Origin of the sequence: Bacillus sp. FSL H8-0545 (assembly GCF_038006105.1) — a bacterium.
GTDB lineage: Bacteria > Bacillota > Bacilli > Bacillales > Bacillaceae_G > Bacillus_A > Bacillus_A cereus_U.
Map to the genome: position 1 here is coordinate 174,480 of NZ_JBBOUO010000001.1, position 16,963 is coordinate 191,442.

A 16,963-nucleotide genomic window follows, 5' to 3' on the forward strand; every position below is an offset into this window, starting at 1 on the left:
ATAGTCAGCTCCTACCAAGACGGTAAAATAGAACCATCGAATTTTTTCTCAATGAAATCTTTTACTTCTTTAGATTGATAAGCTTTCTTTAACTTATTTACAACTGCATCATCTTTATTTTCAGTACGAACAACGACCCAGTTCACATATGGTGAATCTTTTCCTTCGCGGAAAATAGAATCTTTCGCTGGACTTAATTTTGCACCTAATGCAAAGTTTGTATTAATCGCAGCTGCCTTCACTTCACTTAGCTGCGTTGGTAATTGAGATGCCTCTAATTCAACAATCTTTAAATTTTTCGGATTTTCAATTACATCTTTTGCAGTCGCTTTTTCCGTAGCCTTTGGATCAACTTTTAAAACTCCTGCTTTTTCAAATAGCTTTAAAGCACGCAGCTCATTTGTTGGGTCATTTGGGACAGCAATTGCGTCGCCCTCTTTTAATTCTTTTACATCTTTTAAGTTTTTAGAGTATATACCCATAGGGAATGTTACTGTGGAAAATACTTCAGTTAATTTCATATTACGTTCAGTTTTAAATACGTCTAAATAAGATTTAGTTTGGTAGCTATTTACATCGAGGCTTTTTTCATCTAAAGATACGTTTGGTGCTACATAATCATTAAATACCTTTACATCGATTTGGAGGCCATCTTTTGCTGCAACTTCTTTCACCTTTTCAAAAATTTGTTCATGCGGTCCGCCTGTTACACCAACGGTAATCTTTTTCTCATCTAATGCTTTTACCTCTTTATCAGAACTAGCACCACATGCGCCTAACAATAATACAGCTCCACTTACAATACTTAATAATACCTTTTTCATTTATAATTCCTCCTTAATATGCGTTCCAAAATAAAAAGCACCTCTCAAAAATAAGAGAGGTGCCGAATAGACGAAATAGGTTCCTCTCTTATCTTCCAAAACGAAAATCGTTCTGCAGGAATTAGCACCTTAGCTTATACGTTATAAGCTCGGTTGCCGGGCATCATCGGGCCAGTCCCTCCGCCACTCTTGATAAGAGTATGTGTATTTAGTTTTTGAATATGGTACTAATAGTAAATCTTACAAAAAGAATTGTCAATGTTATTTTCTGAATATATTTTATTTTAAGGTAATGGAAACATTCCCTTTTTTATGTCCGGTCTCTACGTACGTATGAGCCTCTGAAATTTCTTCTAACGGGTAAGTTTTATCAATAACTGGCTTTAATTTTTCTTCTTCCGTTAGCATTTTTAGTAGAAGCATATCTTCTTTGCTCACTTTTGCCATCATTCCATTAACAGATACATATTTTCCATTGGGCGTTAATACTTTTTGACAAAGGGATTTTTTAATTTTTCCAACTGCATCAAATATAATATCGTAGCGTTCAGCTCGCCTTGTAAAATCTTCTTTCGTATAATCAATTACGTGATTAGCTCCTAAAGATTGCACGAGTTCAAAATTTGAATTACTACAAACAGCCGTAACGGTCGCTTCGAAATATTTAGCAAGTTGTACGGCGGCGGTACCTACTGATCCGGAGGCGCCATATATCAGCGCTTGTTGCCCTTTTTTTATATGCGCCTTTCGTAGGAAGTGTAATGCTGAAGTTCCGCCGAAAGGAATAACTGCAGCTTCCTCATACGTCACATTGGTAGGTTTTAATGATATCAATCCGCTTTCATGTACACATGTATATTCTGCATAACCACCGACATTAAGCTCTGTTAATGCGAAAACTTGGTCTCCTTTTTTAAATTGAGTTACATCTGTTCCTATTTCTTCGATTTCACCAGATAGCTCCACGCCGAGTATAGGTTTTCTTGGTTTTTTAAAACCTAATATAATCCGCATAGGAATCCAAAATAAAAGGGGGCTATTAAAGCCGCGCATTCTACAATCTCCAGTCGTTACACTTGTTGCGTGAATTTTAACTAATACTTCATTCTTTTTTGGAGTAGGTTTCTCTACATCTTGAAGTTTGAGAACATTAGGCGGCCCATACTTTGTGCAAATAATTGCTTTCATAATGACCTCCTGAATTTAGTTGTTTTTATTTACATCATATTTAAGTATTTCTTTAAACATGTTGTTATTCGAGAAATAAAGTTAAATAGAAATATTAAAAAGTATATAGATTTCAAAGGAAAATAGATGATATCCTTTTGGAAAGGAGGAGAAATTATGAAAAAACTTATTTTAACTTCTAGTATGATCCTTGCAGTTATTTTAGGTGCAGGGTGTAGTAATGAGAAAACAACAAAGACTGATGAACCGAAAAAAGAAGCCATGCAGAAAGAAAAAGAATTAGCAGCGAAGGATATTTTCAAGAAAACGAATGACGCTTTTAAAAATGAAGAACATGTAACGATGACATATGATGTAGAGATAAAAGCTGAAGGAACAGAGATGAATATACTAAAGGCTAAAATGCAATTAGAGCCAAAGAAAAAGAATTCTCGTTCTGAAATGAATATTTCTGGTACAGATGTTGTAGTGTATGCTGTGGATGGTAAAGTTGCTGGTCAGGTGAAAAATCCTAATACAGGAGAAGTTATATCTGTACCGGAGGAGCAATTTAATACTGGCGGGATGAAAGCAACTCAAGATATTGTAGATAATTTAGAAGTGCCAGCAGTAGTTTTAGATAAAATGAAGATGGAGAAAAGTGGAGACAAGTATAAACTGAAGTTCATATTAAAAGGGAAAGAAACAGAAAGTATGTTAGCTAGCATGGATGAAACGCAGAAGAAAATGCTACAAGCACAAAACGCAAAGATAGAAGAAGTAGATGCAGAATATATCATTACAAAAGATTTTAAATATGAATCAGCGAAGATAGATATGATTATGAGTAGTAATGGTGAGGATAAGGCACACATTATTACGAATGCAAAATATACATCGTACGAAAAGTTTGAGCCAATACAGCTGCCAGCAGTAAAGTAACAGTCTTGATGAGGGAGGGACCTAAAATAAAGGGTCGCTCTCTTTTTTGTTAATACTTTTTTAAGGAAAATAGGTAAAATATGAAGAGGAAGAACGTTAGAAAAGGAGAGTGCCATTTGAAAAAAAGAAAGATAGCAGTTGTTATTGTAGCGTATACAGTGTTGCTCGCGACTTCTATATATACATACAAAGAGCAACTAGAACATCCTATTATGAGCGATGTAGGAAAGTTGCTTCCAACGAAAATTAAACGTGTTGAAAATGCTGAGGATGAAAGTTCATTAAAAAAGTTAGTGCAAGATGCAAATGTTTCTGGAGAGAAGATTTCTATTGCAGGTATGCAACATAGCCAAGGCGGGCAGACGTATTATCCGAACGGTACGATGCTTGATATGAAAGGGTATAATGAAATATTAGAATTCGATCCGGAGAAGAAGAGGATTAGGGTGCAAAGCGGTGTCACATGGAATGACATTCAAAAGAAAATCAATCCATATGGTCTTGCAGTTCAAGTGATGCAATCTCAAAATATTTTTACTGTTGGTGGTTCATTAAGTGTAAATGTACATGGGCGTGATATTCGTCATGAAGCATTGATAGATACAGTAGAGTCGTTCAGATTGTTAATGGCAGATGGTACAGTGCGTAATGTAAGTAGAGAAGAAAATGCTGATTTGTTTCCGTATGTAATTGGGGGATATGGATTGTTTGGTGTGATTTTAGATGTGACGCTACAGTTAACAAACGATGAATTGTATGAAACGCATACGAAGGTACTAGATTATAAAGAATACTCTTCATACTTTAAGAATAAAGTGCGAAGGGACGAGAATATACGTATGCATTTAGCACGTATTTCTGTTGCCCCAAATTCATTTTTAAAAGAAATGTATGTGACAGATTATGTACTAGCAGAAGATCAACAGAAGTTGAAAGAGTACAGCAAATTAAAAGAAGAAAATATTATAGCTGCGCCGAAATTCTTACTTGGATTATCACGTTATAGTGACTGGGGAAAGGGCGCATTTTGGGATATACAAAGAAGTTATTTTGAACGTACAGATGGTAAGTACGAAACTCGAAATAACGTAATGAGATCTGATAGTGCTTTTATGGAATACGATAATCCAAACTTGACCGAAGTTTTACAAGAGTACTTTGTACCGATAGATGGTTTTGCAGAGTATATAGATGATTTGCGAAGCGTTTTAAATGAAGAGGAATTAAACCTTCTTAACATTACAATCCGCTATGTAGAAAAGAATGAGAATGCGGTGCTATCTTATTCGAAAGATGATATGTTTGCGCTGGTGCTTCTAATTAATCAAGGGCGTTCTGAGGATGAAATAAAGAAAACAAAAGTGGTCATTCAGAAGATGATTGATGTTACTTTAAAGCATAATGGAAGTTATTATTTACCGTATTATTCTTATCCGGAAAAGGAGCAACTAAAGAAAGCATATCCTCGCATAGAAGAATTCCTTCAGAAAAAGAAGGAAGTAGATCCAGAGGAAAGGTTTGTGAATTTATTTTATAAGGAGTATAGCAAATGACATATAGAAGATTTGTGGCCTCACAAAGCATTATTATGATGGCGGGTAGCATGGTATTTCCTTTTTATATACTATTGCTTCGAAATGTTGGAAATAGTTTCTCGCAATTTGGCTGGGCGTACGGTTTATTTGCCTTAACTTCAGCTCTAGTATATCCGTTAGTTGGAAGAACCTCTGATAGGATAGGTGATAGAAAGTTATTAATTATATACGCATGGTCCATGGCTATATTAATGCTTTGTTTCCCTATTGCAACAGAAGTTTGGCATGTATACATTCTCCAAATTTTAATGGGTATTTTAGGTGCTGTGCAGCGTAATACGGAGAAGACATCGTTAGCACGAAAGGTAGCGCATAAGGAAGCTGGTTACGAAATTGGAAAATACCATGTATGGACATCAATTGGTGGCGGAGTAGCTATAATTGCAACTGGTTACCTAGTGGATTTCTTTACGATAGGGACTATTTTTTACATTGCTTCAGTTTTATATGTAGTGAGTGGAATTGTATTAAGTAGCAAAAAAATATAATCATACCCATTTTTACCTGATTACCCTTTATTTGTTATACTTATGGAGAAGACAAAAGAAAAGGGGACATTGCCTTTGATGAAATTTATAGTTTTAGCTATTCTCACTTTATTTTTGATTCCATGGACTAGAAGCGGTAATAAAATTCGCGCGGTGGATAAAGGAGGAAATGAGAAAGTTGTAAAGGGTAAGAAATCATCTATTTTAGTTATTCCTGTTTTATTTTGGATAGGTATTGCAATCTATGAATATTTTTGGCTAATTGATGATCGAGCAGATTCTATTCTTACTCATTATTCTGTTGCAGTAGCGATTTTAATTGGGCTTGTTTTATTCTCACAAGAGCAGGTAGGGAAATTAGAAGGTACGTTAAAAGGACTTCTAATGTTTGTTTTACTCGCAAGTTACGGCTATTTTGGTTATTTGCACGATATAGTAATCTCGCAAAAGAAATATGATTCGGTCGTGAAGGTAGAGAAAGATATTTCGGAGCCATTTACTGAAAATGACCAACCGTTTACAGTTCCGCCTAAAACAGCGGAAAATAAAATGAAAAAGGTATTTGGTGATATTCCGAAAGTAGCTTATTTTGAGCTAGGGGAATTAACGCCACAAATGGTAAATGGTGAAGCCTTGTATGTAGCACCGATAGAAGTTTCGGGATTTTTTAAAGCACGTAAAGCGGAAACAATTCCAGGTTACGTAACAATGTCAGGTACAAATCCTGATGCGGAAGCGAAATTACATCTTGGATATAAAATGAAGTATGTACCAAGCATGTTTTTCAGTAATAAATTAGAACGTGTCGTTCGAAAAGCAGAGCCAGATTTAGTTTTTAAAGGGAAACCAAAATTTGAAGTTGATGATAAAGGAAAACCGTATTATACAATGACATACGGTGAGTTTATTTCAGGAAGATCAGGGTTTGAAGTAGAAGGCGTTGTCGTTGTTGATGCACAAACAGGTGATGTGAAACGATATGATAAAGGGAATGCACCTAAATTCGTTGATGGTGTATTAAATCATGAAACAGCATCTACGTTAAATACGTACTTCGGAAAATATATTCACGGATTTTGGAATACGAAATTCTCACAAACTGACATGAAGATTCCGACTGAGTGGGGGACGAAGGAAGGCGTTACGCCAATCTTCGGAAAGGATGGTAAACTGTATTACTTTACAGACTTTACCTCTCCGAAAGAAGGAGTAGATTCTGCCCTCGGTTACTCATTAGTTGATGCACGTACAGGAAAGTTGTATTACTATAATGGAAAAGAAGTGAAGGGAATTATGGACGGTTCGGCTGCTACAGAAGTAGTGGATAATTCCTTTAAGAGAGAGAAATGGCATGGAACAATGCCGGTTATTTATAACGTATATGGTAAACCTTCTTGGATTGTACCGGTTATTGATGACGGGGGATTAGTACGTGCTCATACTGTTATATATGCTTCTAATGCAAAAGTGTTTGCAACAGGTTCAACGCAAAAAGAAGCACTTGAGAATTATAAAAATGCGCTGAGTGGAAGTGGTGATTCATTTAGACCGACTTCAAATGGGAAAGAAGCGCAAAAAGAAGGTACTGTACAACGTGTGTATAAAGAAAAATCAGGTGAAAATACGATTGTGTACGTACTATTAGAAAACGAGCAAAAAGTATTCATGGTACCGGCGAAGAAATTCCCATATGCAATGTTTACAGAAGTAGGAGATCCAATTCAAATCACATATTTAGACACAGGAGAAATGATGGCATCTGTATCTAAATTTACAAATAGTAATTTGAAAAAGTAAAGCGATAGAGATTCTATCGCTTTTTTTACATTATTAAACAGGAAAATACGGTATACTTGACGTATATTTATGTTGTAACTATAATTGTTACGGTTAAGTAGTTATATGAAAGGGTGAATGGAAAAAGTGAATGAAGTTAATCACGAAGTATATAAACCTGTAAAGACAAACAGGTTATGGATGATTCTTGTATTAGGGACACTTACGGCAATTGGGCCATTATCTATTGATATGTATTTGCCTTCTTTACCAAAGTTAACGGATGATTTACAAACGGGTGCATCCCTTGCGCAGCTTACATTAACTGCTTGTCTGCTTGGGCTTTCAGTGGGACAGTTATTTGTTGGTTCAATTAGTGACATTTACGGAAGACGCAAACCTCTTATTATCGCTCTTATTATTTATGTTGCTTCTTCTTTACTTTGTGCTGTTGCACCATCTATTTGGAGTTTAGTACTTTTACGTTTCTTACAAGGTGCTTCAGGATCTGCTGGTATCGTTATATCACGTGCAATGGTACGTGATATGTATTCGGGTTCTGAAATGACGAAGTTTTTCTCACTGCTTATGCTAGTAAACGGAGCAGCACCTATTTTGGCACCGATTATTGGAGGGCAATTATTACAGTTCACATCATGGCGCGGCGTTTTTATCGTTCTTGGAGCAATTAGTGTATTCATGCTAATATCATCTACTTTCGTATTACGTGAAACATTACCTCCTGAAGAAAGAGAGACAGGTGGTTTGTCGGGAACGCTGGCGACATATGGAAAGCTTCTGAAAGATCGTTTATTTATGGGTTATGCATTGTCGCAAGGATTAGTAACAGCTGCAATGTTTGCTTATATTTCTGGTTCACCGTTCGTGTTGCAAAATATATACGGGGCATCACCACAACAGTTTAGTTTGTTCTTTGCAATTAACGGTATCGGTATTATTATTGCTAGCCAAGTTACTGGCCGCTTAGCAGGGAAAGTGAATGAGAAGACATTATTTGTTTCCGGTATTGTTATTGCGGCTGTTGGCGGTCTATCGTTACTACTTACAATCGTATTAGGAATAGGTCTAATCGGTGTTTTATGCTCGCTATTTCTCGTTGTATCAAGTGTTGGGGTTGTATCAACAACTGGCTTCTCGTTAGCGATGAGAAATCAAAAACAAGCAGCAGGAACAGCATCAGCTTTACTAGGTTTATTACAGTTCATTTCAGGAGCGCTTGTTGCACCGCTAGTAGGTATTGGCGGAAGTAATACAGCACTTCCTATGGGTGTTGTTATAGCTCTTTGTGAAATTGGTGCTGTGTTATGCTATTTATTCATGGCAAAAAGAAGTGAACAGCAGTTTGAACTGCAACAAAAACAAAATTTAGAGGCTTAACAAAAAAGAGCTGATTCAAACATTTCTCTGAATCAGCTCTTTTTTTCATTTCTTTGAAATAACTCATACATATTATTCATGATCGAATCATATAAGAAAGCAAGTTTATCCCATACCCAGCGGTTACTGTCGACCTCTTTCTCCCCGCAGTCAATAATATCAGTATGATCTGTAATTCTATATGCCCTCTCAACGATAATAGGAGCAATCTTCGGTATGCGTGGAATTTCTTTTAAGACATCTGCAAAATTTCCAATGTAGACATGACCGATAATCTCGATTGTTAATGATTTATCCGATATATTTAGCACAGTATGAAATTGATTTGTATGTTGTTGTTTTAAATATTGGGCTAACTTAAATGGAGCATGTTGCTTTTTTAATACGCGGCGAAGGTTTTCTGTGTTTTCAATATGAAGTGATCTTTCACGAATAAGGACACGAATATCTTCTCCCATAAAAGGTATTGTATTGTACATAGGTGATTCTCCTTAAAAACTTAACTACGCTTGCGTTATGCATATGTAAGTCTAGCATGGTTTGTTCTCTATGTGTGCTTACAGTTTTGTAAGGTAGAGTGGTGAAGTTACTTGCATAAAGTGACGATAATGTGACAAAAATGTGTGTATATTTATTAAGAGATCATCTTAAGTGCAAAATTTAGGACGTTCTCGGTATAATAAAACAAGTGGAGATAAGAGAAACTGTAATTCGTAGTAGATGTAGATAAAAGGAGAATAAGAGATGAAGAAGGTTTTCGGTATTGCAATGCTTGGGGGTATGCTCCTTCTAGCGGGATGTAATGGAAATAAAGACACGAAAGATACGAAGGAACCGAAAGAAAAGGTAGAGCAATCTACTGAACAGACAGAAGATACGAAAGTGTATCGTGAGGTACATGAAAAGTATGATGCGAAGATGAACAAGGAAATTAATAAAGCGTTACAGTTATTTGAAGTGGCAAAAGAAAAGGGCGGTAAGGAAATAACTAATGCTAAATTTAAGGAAGACGTGCAAAATGTAACAACGGGCATGTTAGAAGATATAGATCATATGCGTAAAGAAATTCATGTACCGAAGTCGAAAGAACAAGAACATGAAATGTATGTTGGTTTCTTAAATGAATCAGAACAAGCGATGAAAAAATTACAGAAGTTAGCTAAAGAAGAAGATTCATCGTTGATTCGTGATATAGAAATTAATTTTTCAACAGCATCGACATACTATAAACGTTTTCAAACAGAAACGAAAAAATAACCTTGCGCATGCGCAAGGTTATTTTTTCTTCTTACCATCTCCGTCTTCATCCTCGCATACTAATACCTTCTGCTCTTCGTGAAATTCTGAAATTGTTTGTCCAGTAATATTATCGAAGGGTGTATAAAAAGAAGTGATACGTTTCTTTTTAATGAAGAGTTTATAGAAACCAATGATAACGAGTATGACAATTGTTAATGGCAATCCTATAGTAGCCAGAAGTAAGGGATCCATCTTATAACTCCTTTAAAGTAATTACCTTTATTATAAGTTAAAGTAGTGATTTTAAGAAATAACGCCATCAAAAACTGATTTTTCTAAATATATCCAATTAGATTGACTTTTCATTTTTTCAGAATTATAATTCAAAATATACAATTTGAACCAAATAATAATATAGCAATTTACTTATCCAGAGAGGTAGAGGGACTGGCCCTATGACACCTCAGCAGCGGGTTCTGTAATAGAACACCGTGCTAATTCCAGCAAGCAAGGCTTGAAAGATAAGTGATGGGCATAGTTTTATTAAGCCTTGATCTTATTTTTTAAGATCAAGGCTTTTTGTGTTTTAAGAAGTGGAAAAGGAGTAATAGGAACAAATATGTCAATAAAACAAAGTAAATTCATTTGTTTAGGGGGTTATTGAAGTGTATGTTATTAAAAAACTATCGGTTATGGTGTTTACGCTATGGGTCATTACGACAGTAACATTTTTAATTATGCATATTATTCCAGGGGATCCATTTTCGTCAGATGCGAAAATCTTTCCTGAAGAAGTGATACAAAACATGAGAGCTAAGTATCACCTTGATGAACTGTTATGGAATCAGTATGTTGCTTATTTGGATGGGGTAGTTCATTTTGATTTTGGTGAATCTGTTCAATCAACAGGTCAAGATGTATCGGAAATTATAACAACTGGTTTTGGACCGTCGGCAATTATTGGTTTACAAGCACTTGTTATTTCATTGTTAGTCGGAATTGCCGCAGGTACATTTGCCGCGCTATATCATGGGAAAGTGATTGATTATAGTGTGAGCTTGCTTGCGATTCTCGGTATTTCTATTCCTAGTTTTATTTTAGCGCCACTATTTATACAAGTATTCGCCATCCAATTTGAATTACTACCAGTGGCGTCGTGGGGAACGTTTGAGCATACTGTATTACCTTCTTTCGCATTAGCGCTCGGGCCAATCGCAGTTATTACAAGATTTGTTCGCTCTAATATGATTGAAGTGTTGCAGAGTGATTATATTAAGCTAGCGAGAGCGAAAGGTATACCAATTAAGAAAATCATTATAAGACATGCTCTTCGAAATGCAATTGTTCCGGTACTTACATTTGTTGGCCCATTAATGGCTGGACTTTTAACAGGAACTTTCGTTATTGAAAAAATCTTTTCAATTCCTGGTTTAGGAAAATATTTTGTAGATAGTATTTTTAACCGAGATTATCCGGTAATTATGGGAACAACCATTTTCTATAGTTCGCTATTAATTGTATGTATTTTTATTACAGATATCATTCATCGTATTGTTGATCCGCGTATTCGTTCTATTACGTAAGGAGGGGAATGTTTAAATGGGGGCTTATGAAATTAATGACCAGTTATTAACGAATGAAGAGAAAAAAGAATTAACGATAAATAAAGATCAGCAAACGATTAGCCGAAAAAAGGAAGTGTTTCGCAAGTTTATATCAAACCCTATAGCAGTTTTAGGGGCAGTGACGTTATTACTAATTATTGTTTTCTCGCTTATTGGCGAAAGTTTAACGTCATTTACTGCGAGTGAACAAGTAAAAGAAGCAACTAATTTACCGCCTAGTAGTGAGCATTGGTTCGGAACAGACGATTTAGGGAGAGATATTTGGGCGCGTACTTGGGCTGGTGGGAAAATTTCATTAACAGTTGGATTGGTAGCGGCAGCTCTTGATATAGGGCTTGGTGTACTTATCGGAGGTTTTAGTGGATATGTGAGAGGGCGTAATCGTCTTGGAACGTTAATTGATGAGTGGATTATAAGAGGGATTGAAGTGTTATACGGTATCCCATATTTATTAATTGTTATTTTACTATTAATCGTTATGAAACCAGGACTTTTTACAATTATAATCGCCCTTGCGTTAACGGGATGGATTGGCATGGCACGTCTCATTAGAGCACAAGTCTTGTCTTTAAAGCAAAGAGAATTTGTTATCGCAGCAGAGCGATTAGGTACACCTCATATGAAAATTATATATGGGCATTTAATTCCAAACTTAACAGGGATTATTATCGTAAATTTATCATTTACAATTCCAGCAGCTATTTTCTCAGAATCATTTTTAAGTTTTATCGGACTTGGAGTACAATCACCAGCAGCGAGCTGGGGCACGATGACGAACGATGCACTCGGGACATTACTAAGCGGAGAATGGTGGCAACTTTTCTTCCCGGCAATCATGATTGCACTAATCATGTTCGCATTTAATGCGATTGGTGATGGTTTGCAAGATGCGATTGATCCGAAAATCGTAAAACGTAATCGAAAGGAGAAAAAACATGGCACAAATCTTATCTTTAGAAAACGTAACGTTGGCCGTTGAAAAAGAGAATAGTAAGCAAGCAATTGTGAAGCATGTTTCCTTTTCTATTAACGAAGGTGAAATAGTTGCACTTGTTGGAGAAAGTGGTTCAGGAAAAAGTGTTACAGCACAATCAATTATCGGCTTAAATCAAGAATCGATTCATATTGATGATGGAAATATATCTTTCCAATCAAAGGAATTAACGGATTTACAAGAATCAGAATGGAATCAAATTCGCGGGAAAGATATTTCCTTTATCTTTCAAGACCCGCTTTCATCTTTAAATCCGACGATGAAGGTGGGAAGACAAATTACAGAAGTAATTGTGCAGCATGAAAAGAAATCGAAAAAAGAGGCAAAAGAAATTGCAATTAACTTACTAAATGATTTAGGGATACATGAAGCAGAGAAACGCTTTGAACAATATCCGTATCAGTTGAGCGGAGGTATGAGGCAGCGTATTTGTTTAGCAATTGCGTTTGCATGTCATCCGAAGCTCGTTATTGCAGATGAACCTACAACGGCGTTAGATGTAACAATTCAAAAACAAATTATGGGGTTATTAAAAGAGCGAAAAGAAAAACAAAATACTAGTATTTTATTAATTACTCACGATTTGGCACTTGTGCGTGAAATAGCTGACCGAGTAGTTGTTATGTACGGGGGGCGCATTGTTGAAAAAGGAACGATTCAAGAAGTAATTGGCTCTCCTAAGCATCCTTACACGAAAAGCTTATTGCAAGCAATTCCAAATATGGATGATTCAGAAAAGGTACTTAGAGCAATTGAGGGAACAACACCTTCAATTGAAACGTTAAATAGTTTTGGATGCCCGTTTGTGAATCGTTGTCCAGTAGCGATAAAAGAATGTATTCATCGTTTCCCAGAGAGAACAACATATTCTGAGGAGCATAGTTCACATTGCTGGCAGCATATTCTGGAGCATAATAAAGCGAAATCAAAAGAGAAGGTGAATGCTTCATGACGACAGATTTAATAGCTGTAAAACAAGTCACAAAAACATATGGAAGTAAAAATAAAGAAATTGCGGCGCTAAAAGGTATATCACTTTCTATTCCGAAAGGAACAACTCTTGGCATTATCGGAGAAAGTGGTTCAGGAAAAACAACACTTGGTAAGCTCATAGCTGGGATTGAAAAACCAACGTCTGGTGAAATTGATTATAACGGTCAAGTTGTTCACACGCTGAAGTCAGCTAATAAGCGGAATTTCTTACAGAAAGTACAGTTTATTTTTCAAGATTCCACAGCTGCATTAAATCCGCGCTGGAAAGTACGCGATAGCGTAACGGAAGGATATATTTCATTCGGTTTAGGCGATAAAGGATTGAAAGATAAAGTCGCAGGTGATGCACTAGAGCGTGTTGGATTAGATAGACGATATATTGATCGTTATCCCCACGAATTTAGCGGTGGACAACGTCAACGTATTGCCATTGCAAGAGCGCTATTATGTGAGCCAGAAGTATTAATCCTTGATGAACCAATTTCAGCATTAGATGTTTCACTGCAAATCCAAATTGTACATTTGCTGCAAAAGATTCAAAAGGAACAAGGCTATACATATTTATTTATCGCACATGATTTACCGATGGTTCACTATTTATGTGAAAAAGTGGCTGTCTTATACAAAGGAGAACTTGTTGAATTTGGAAATACTGAAGAAGTATTCCGTAATCCACAACATTCTTATACAAAAACATTATTAGCATCAACACCAAAAATTTCAGGTTAAAGGAGAATGTAGGATGAAGAAGTTTTTACTGTTTGTCATTATGACTGTTTTAGCAATTACTTCCGTTGCTTGCGGTAAGAAAGAGACGCAAAAAGCGAGTGCTGGTAAGGGTGAAGGAGATCGATTAGTAACGAATATTAGTAGTGATCCGTATACACTTGATTCTGCCATTGCGACAGATAGCACGTCAGGTTATATAATTGGGCAGTTGTTTTCAAGTTTATATACGCAAGATAGTGACGGGAAATATCAAAATGAATTAGCAGAGAAAGAAGAAGTAAATGCTGATGGAACTGAATATACAATTCATTTAAAGAAAGATATTAAATGGTCAGATGGTTCTCCTATTACAGCAAATGATTTTGAGTTTGCATGGAAGCGATTATTAAATCCGAAAACGGGTTCTATGAATGCGACAGAAATGTATTTTATTAAAGGTGCAGAGGCATATAATACTGGAAAAGGTGAAGAAGGACAAGTTGGTATTCAAGTGGTTGATCCTCAAACATTAAAGGTAACACTTGAGCACCCAGTTGCTTCTATTAAACAAAAATTAGCAAGTTCATTATTTATTCCATTATCTAAAAAATCAATTGATGATAACAATAAATTAAAAACAGATCCAAAAGAGTTAATTACGAACGGACCATTCACGTTAAAAGAATGGAAGCATAACCAAGCAATTACAGTACAAAAAAATAAAGAATACTATGATAAAAAGGTAACATTAAAAGAAATTGAGTTTCGTATTATTCCAGATTCTAAAACAGCGTATCAATTGTACAAATCAAAAGAATTAGATTTATTAAGTGGCTTACCACAAGAGATGATTGAGAAAGAAAAAGGGAATAAAGAATATAAACGTGTTGCGGGATTCTCATCTTATATTTACTCGTTTAACGTAGAAAAAGAGCCGTTTACAAATGCGAAAGTACGTAAAGCATTTTCATTAGCGGTTGATCGTAAGTTTATCGTTGAAAAATTGTATAAAAATAATGCACAAGAAGCATATGCATTCGTTCCAGAAGGGGCAAAAACACAAGGTGGTCGTGATTTCCGTAAAGAAAAAGGTGATTACATAAAATTTGATTCAGCGGAAGCGAAAAAATTATTAGAAGAAGGTATGAAAGAACAAGGATGGTCTACATTACCTGAAGTAACATTAAAATTCACTACAGATACACAACATAAAAAAGTAGCAGAAGCAATGCAAGAAATGTTTAAGAAAAATCTTGGAGTAGATATTAAATTAGAAAATAAAGAATGGAAGAGTTACATCGACACATATAAGCAAAGTGATTTCCAATTAGCTTATATGGGATGGGGCGGCTCTCTATTAGATCCAATTACTAAACTAGATTTATATGCAGGTGATGGTCCGAATAACTATGCAAAATGGCATAATAAAGAATTCGACGCTTTAGTAAAAGAAGCAGAAGTTGAACAAAACGAGGATAAGCGTTTTGACTTATTGCATAAAGCGGAAGATATTATGTTTGATGATACACCGTTAATCCCAGTTATTTTCCCAAGTGCTTCATATTTACAAAAATCATCAGTATCTGGCGTCCAATTCATTATCGGTTCTAGTCCAGAACTAAGATACGTAAAAATTAAAAAATAAAGAAGTAGGCAACCGCCTACTTCTTTATTTTATTTCGCGTTTATATTCTTTTTTCGTTCCATCAGAAAAGACAACTTCTAAATCGAATTTTTGGTAGTCTTTATCAAGTTTGAACACATTTACTACTTGATCGATTACTTCTTGGTCAGGAGTATCTTTATTAAATTTCAGCTCTTGTAGAAGAGGGCTTAATTTCGTAATAGCCTCGTCACCTGTGAACTTTACATCTGTTTTATGGTCTTCAATTTTTGCTTCCATTTTCTTATCCGCGGCTACATTTTTATAATCAGCTTCGTAGTCTTTCTTCGTATCTTGATAGTCTGTTTTTAAATCAAATTCATTAAAGTTTAGTTTTAAATCTGCAGGAGCCTCATTTTTTGCTTCTTCAGTTGTCTTTTTATTAGAAGTTGTATCTTCTTTTGCAGGAGCTTTACATCCTGTTAATGCAGGTACTAGCATAAGAGCTAATAAAGCTGATAGTAAAATTCTCATTATAAATTCCTCCTTATGTAACTTCTTTCTATACAAGTTTTTCCCAATTTCATGTAATTATGTATGTGTTGAAAATAAATTATTTTCTCATAGCTTTAAGGGTTAATCCGCAATTTAAATCAAAAATGATTTGTATGTATATGGTAAATTGAAGTTGTAAGGAGGTACTGAAATGCATGAAGAATATAAAGAGATGATAAAAAAAGCGATTGAATATATAGAGAATCATTTACATGAAGAGCTTACAACAGAAAGAGTGGCATTTCACGGTGCAGTATCGATGTACCATTTTCATCGTATTTTTCAAAGTTATATCGGGATGAGTGTAACGGATTATGTTCGTAAGAGAAGATTAACTCATGCTGCACAGGCTTTAGTATCGACTGAAAGAGCAGTCATTGATATTGCAGTGCAATATGGCTTTTCCTCACAAGAGGCATTTACTAGAGCTTTTAAAAGAATGTTTCAATTACCACCAAAAAAATATCGAAAGTATTTCCAGTCATTTTATATAGAAAGAGAGGGCGTTTCAATGGAAAAAGGTATACCGAAAGGATGGGTATTAAGTGGAAGTCATCCTGCTGAATATGAGATGGGTTTAGATTACGAAGTTGTTCATCAAGGAAAAGTATCTGCATATATAAAAGGAAAAGAGAACGTTACACACGGAGGGTTTTCAACATTAATGCAAATGTTCCGAGCGGATAAATATGTAGGTAAGAGATTACGTTTAACAGCATTTATTAAGAGTGAGAGTGTAAGAGACTGGGCGGGATTATGGATGCGAGTAGATGGAAAAGATACAGAGCCACTTGCTATGGATAACATGCAAAATCGCCCAATCAAAAATACGAATAACTGGCAATCGTACTCGGTTGTATTAGATATAAAAGAAGAAGCACTTGGTATTGCATTTGGTGTTTTATTATCAGGAGAAGGTTGTGTGTGGCTAGATAGTATTCGATTTGATGAAGTGGATGAAAAAATTCCTTCAACAGATTTGGCAGAAAACTTTTATGAAACACTCCTAGAAGAGCCGGTGAATCTGCAATTTGAAGAAATAGAAAATTAAAAAGT

General features: G+C 35.5%; 17 protein-coding genes and 2 riboswitches. Of the genes, 12 read left to right on the forward strand and 5 right to left on the reverse strand.

What is annotated here, in order from left to right; genetic code table 11:
* Nucleotides 1-11: 11 nt before the first annotated feature.
* Nucleotides 12-824 (reverse strand): MetQ/NlpA family ABC transporter substrate-binding protein, encoded by an 813-nt coding sequence (locus MHI07_RS01020; protein ID WP_340821470.1) that lies wholly within the window; start codon nt 822-824, stop codon nt 12-14.
* Between the two features lie 85 nt (nt 825-909).
* Nucleotides 910-1,023: riboswitch (SAM riboswitch) on the reverse strand.
* Nucleotides 1,024-1,103: 80 nt separating this feature from the next.
* Complete coding sequence (locus MHI07_RS01025) at nt 1,104-2,012, reverse strand: NAD(P)-dependent alcohol dehydrogenase (RefSeq protein ID WP_002159583.1); 909 nt, start codon at nt 2,010-2,012, stop codon at nt 1,104-1,106.
* A gap of 156 nt (nt 2,013-2,168) precedes the next feature.
* Here MHI07_RS01025 and MHI07_RS01030 point away from each other — a divergent pair, with 156 nt between their 5' ends.
* The 5 genes from MHI07_RS01030 to MHI07_RS01050 all read left to right on the forward strand — a co-directional run bounded on the left by MHI07_RS01030 (nt 2,169) and on the right by MHI07_RS01050 (nt 8,190).
* The gene (locus tag MHI07_RS01030; protein WP_340821474.1) at nt 2,169-2,933 is read left to right on the forward strand and encodes a hypothetical protein; all 765 of its coding nucleotides are present in this window, start codon (nt 2,169-2,171) and stop codon (nt 2,931-2,933) included.
* 116 nt (nt 2,934-3,049) lie between these two features.
* The gene (locus MHI07_RS01035) at nt 3,050-4,486 is read left to right on the forward strand and encodes an FAD-binding oxidoreductase (RefSeq protein ID WP_078173573.1); all 1,437 of its coding nucleotides are present in this window, start codon (nt 3,050-3,052) and stop codon (nt 4,484-4,486) included.
* Nucleotides 4,483-5,016 (forward strand): MFS transporter, encoded by a 534-nt coding sequence (locus MHI07_RS01040; protein ID WP_002113356.1) that lies wholly within the window; start codon nt 4,483-4,485, stop codon nt 5,014-5,016. The genes MHI07_RS01035 and MHI07_RS01040 overlap by 4 nt, the downstream gene beginning before the upstream one ends.
* A 78-nt stretch (nt 5,017-5,094) precedes the next feature.
* The gene (locus tag MHI07_RS01045) at nt 5,095-6,813 is read left to right on the forward strand and encodes a DUF3981 domain-containing protein (protein WP_340826858.1); all 1,719 of its coding nucleotides are present in this window, start codon (nt 5,095-5,097) and stop codon (nt 6,811-6,813) included.
* Nucleotides 6,814-6,930: 117 nt separating this feature from the next.
* Nucleotides 6,931-8,190: a multidrug effflux MFS transporter gene (locus MHI07_RS01050; protein WP_002159578.1), complete on the forward strand. Its 1,260-nt coding sequence runs from the start codon at nt 6,931-6,933 to the stop codon at nt 8,188-8,190.
* A gap of 32 nt (nt 8,191-8,222) precedes the next feature.
* Here the strand turns inward: MHI07_RS01050 and MHI07_RS01055 are convergent, their stop codons facing one another.
* Nucleotides 8,223-8,669 (reverse strand): hypothetical protein, encoded by a 447-nt coding sequence (locus MHI07_RS01055; protein ID WP_340821478.1) that lies wholly within the window; start codon nt 8,667-8,669, stop codon nt 8,223-8,225.
* A gap of 265 nt (nt 8,670-8,934) precedes the next feature.
* Here MHI07_RS01055 and MHI07_RS01060 point away from each other — a divergent pair, with 265 nt between their 5' ends.
* Nucleotides 8,935-9,447 carry a hypothetical protein gene (locus MHI07_RS01060; RefSeq protein ID WP_002113360.1) on the forward strand — a complete coding sequence of 171 codons (513 nt, stop codon included), beginning with the start codon at nt 8,935-8,937 and terminating at the stop codon, nt 9,445-9,447.
* Between the two features lie 18 nt (nt 9,448-9,465).
* Here the strand turns inward: MHI07_RS01060 and MHI07_RS01065 are convergent, their stop codons facing one another.
* Nucleotides 9,466-9,681: a DUF3951 domain-containing protein gene (locus tag MHI07_RS01065; protein WP_000371385.1), complete on the reverse strand. Its 216-nt coding sequence runs from the start codon at nt 9,679-9,681 to the stop codon at nt 9,466-9,468.
* A gap of 171 nt (nt 9,682-9,852) precedes the next feature.
* Nucleotides 9,853-9,957: riboswitch (SAM riboswitch) on the forward strand.
* A 137-nt stretch (nt 9,958-10,094) separates the two neighbouring features.
* On the opposite strand from MHI07_RS01065, the gene MHI07_RS01070 reads away from it, so the two are divergent.
* Genes MHI07_RS01070 through MHI07_RS01090 form a run of 5 tightly spaced genes read left to right on the forward strand, consistent with a single transcriptional unit; the run spans nt 10,095 to nt 15,394 of the window.
* Nucleotides 10,095-11,012 (forward strand): ABC transporter permease, encoded by a 918-nt coding sequence (locus MHI07_RS01070; protein ID WP_340821482.1) that lies wholly within the window; start codon nt 10,095-10,097, stop codon nt 11,010-11,012.
* Nucleotides 11,013-11,028: 16 nt separating this feature from the next.
* Nucleotides 11,029-12,033, forward strand: a complete 1,005-nt coding sequence (locus tag MHI07_RS01075; RefSeq protein ID WP_002202037.1) for an ABC transporter permease — start codon at nt 11,029-11,031, stop codon at nt 12,031-12,033.
* Nucleotides 11,990-13,000, forward strand: a complete 1,011-nt coding sequence (locus tag MHI07_RS01080; protein ID WP_088077261.1) for an ABC transporter ATP-binding protein — start codon at nt 11,990-11,992, stop codon at nt 12,998-13,000. The genes MHI07_RS01075 and MHI07_RS01080 overlap by 44 nt, the downstream gene beginning before the upstream one ends.
* Nucleotides 12,997-13,770 (forward strand): ABC transporter ATP-binding protein, encoded by a 774-nt coding sequence (locus tag MHI07_RS01085; protein WP_070127835.1) that lies wholly within the window; start codon nt 12,997-12,999, stop codon nt 13,768-13,770. The genes MHI07_RS01080 and MHI07_RS01085 overlap by 4 nt, the downstream gene beginning before the upstream one ends.
* A gap of 13 nt (nt 13,771-13,783) precedes the next feature.
* Complete coding sequence (locus MHI07_RS01090; protein WP_340821489.1) at nt 13,784-15,394, forward strand: peptide ABC transporter substrate-binding protein; 1,611 nt, start codon at nt 13,784-13,786, stop codon at nt 15,392-15,394.
* Between the two features lie 24 nt (nt 15,395-15,418).
* Here the strand turns inward: MHI07_RS01090 and MHI07_RS01095 are convergent, their stop codons facing one another.
* Nucleotides 15,419-15,886 (reverse strand): YusW family protein, encoded by a 468-nt coding sequence (locus tag MHI07_RS01095; protein ID WP_340821491.1) that lies wholly within the window; start codon nt 15,884-15,886, stop codon nt 15,419-15,421.
* 172 nt (nt 15,887-16,058) lie between these two features.
* Here MHI07_RS01095 and MHI07_RS01100 point away from each other — a divergent pair, with 172 nt between their 5' ends.
* The gene (locus tag MHI07_RS01100) at nt 16,059-16,958 is read left to right on the forward strand and encodes a helix-turn-helix transcriptional regulator (RefSeq protein ID WP_002113371.1); all 900 of its coding nucleotides are present in this window, start codon (nt 16,059-16,061) and stop codon (nt 16,956-16,958) included.
* The last annotated feature ends 5 nt before the right edge of the window (nt 16,959-16,963 follow it).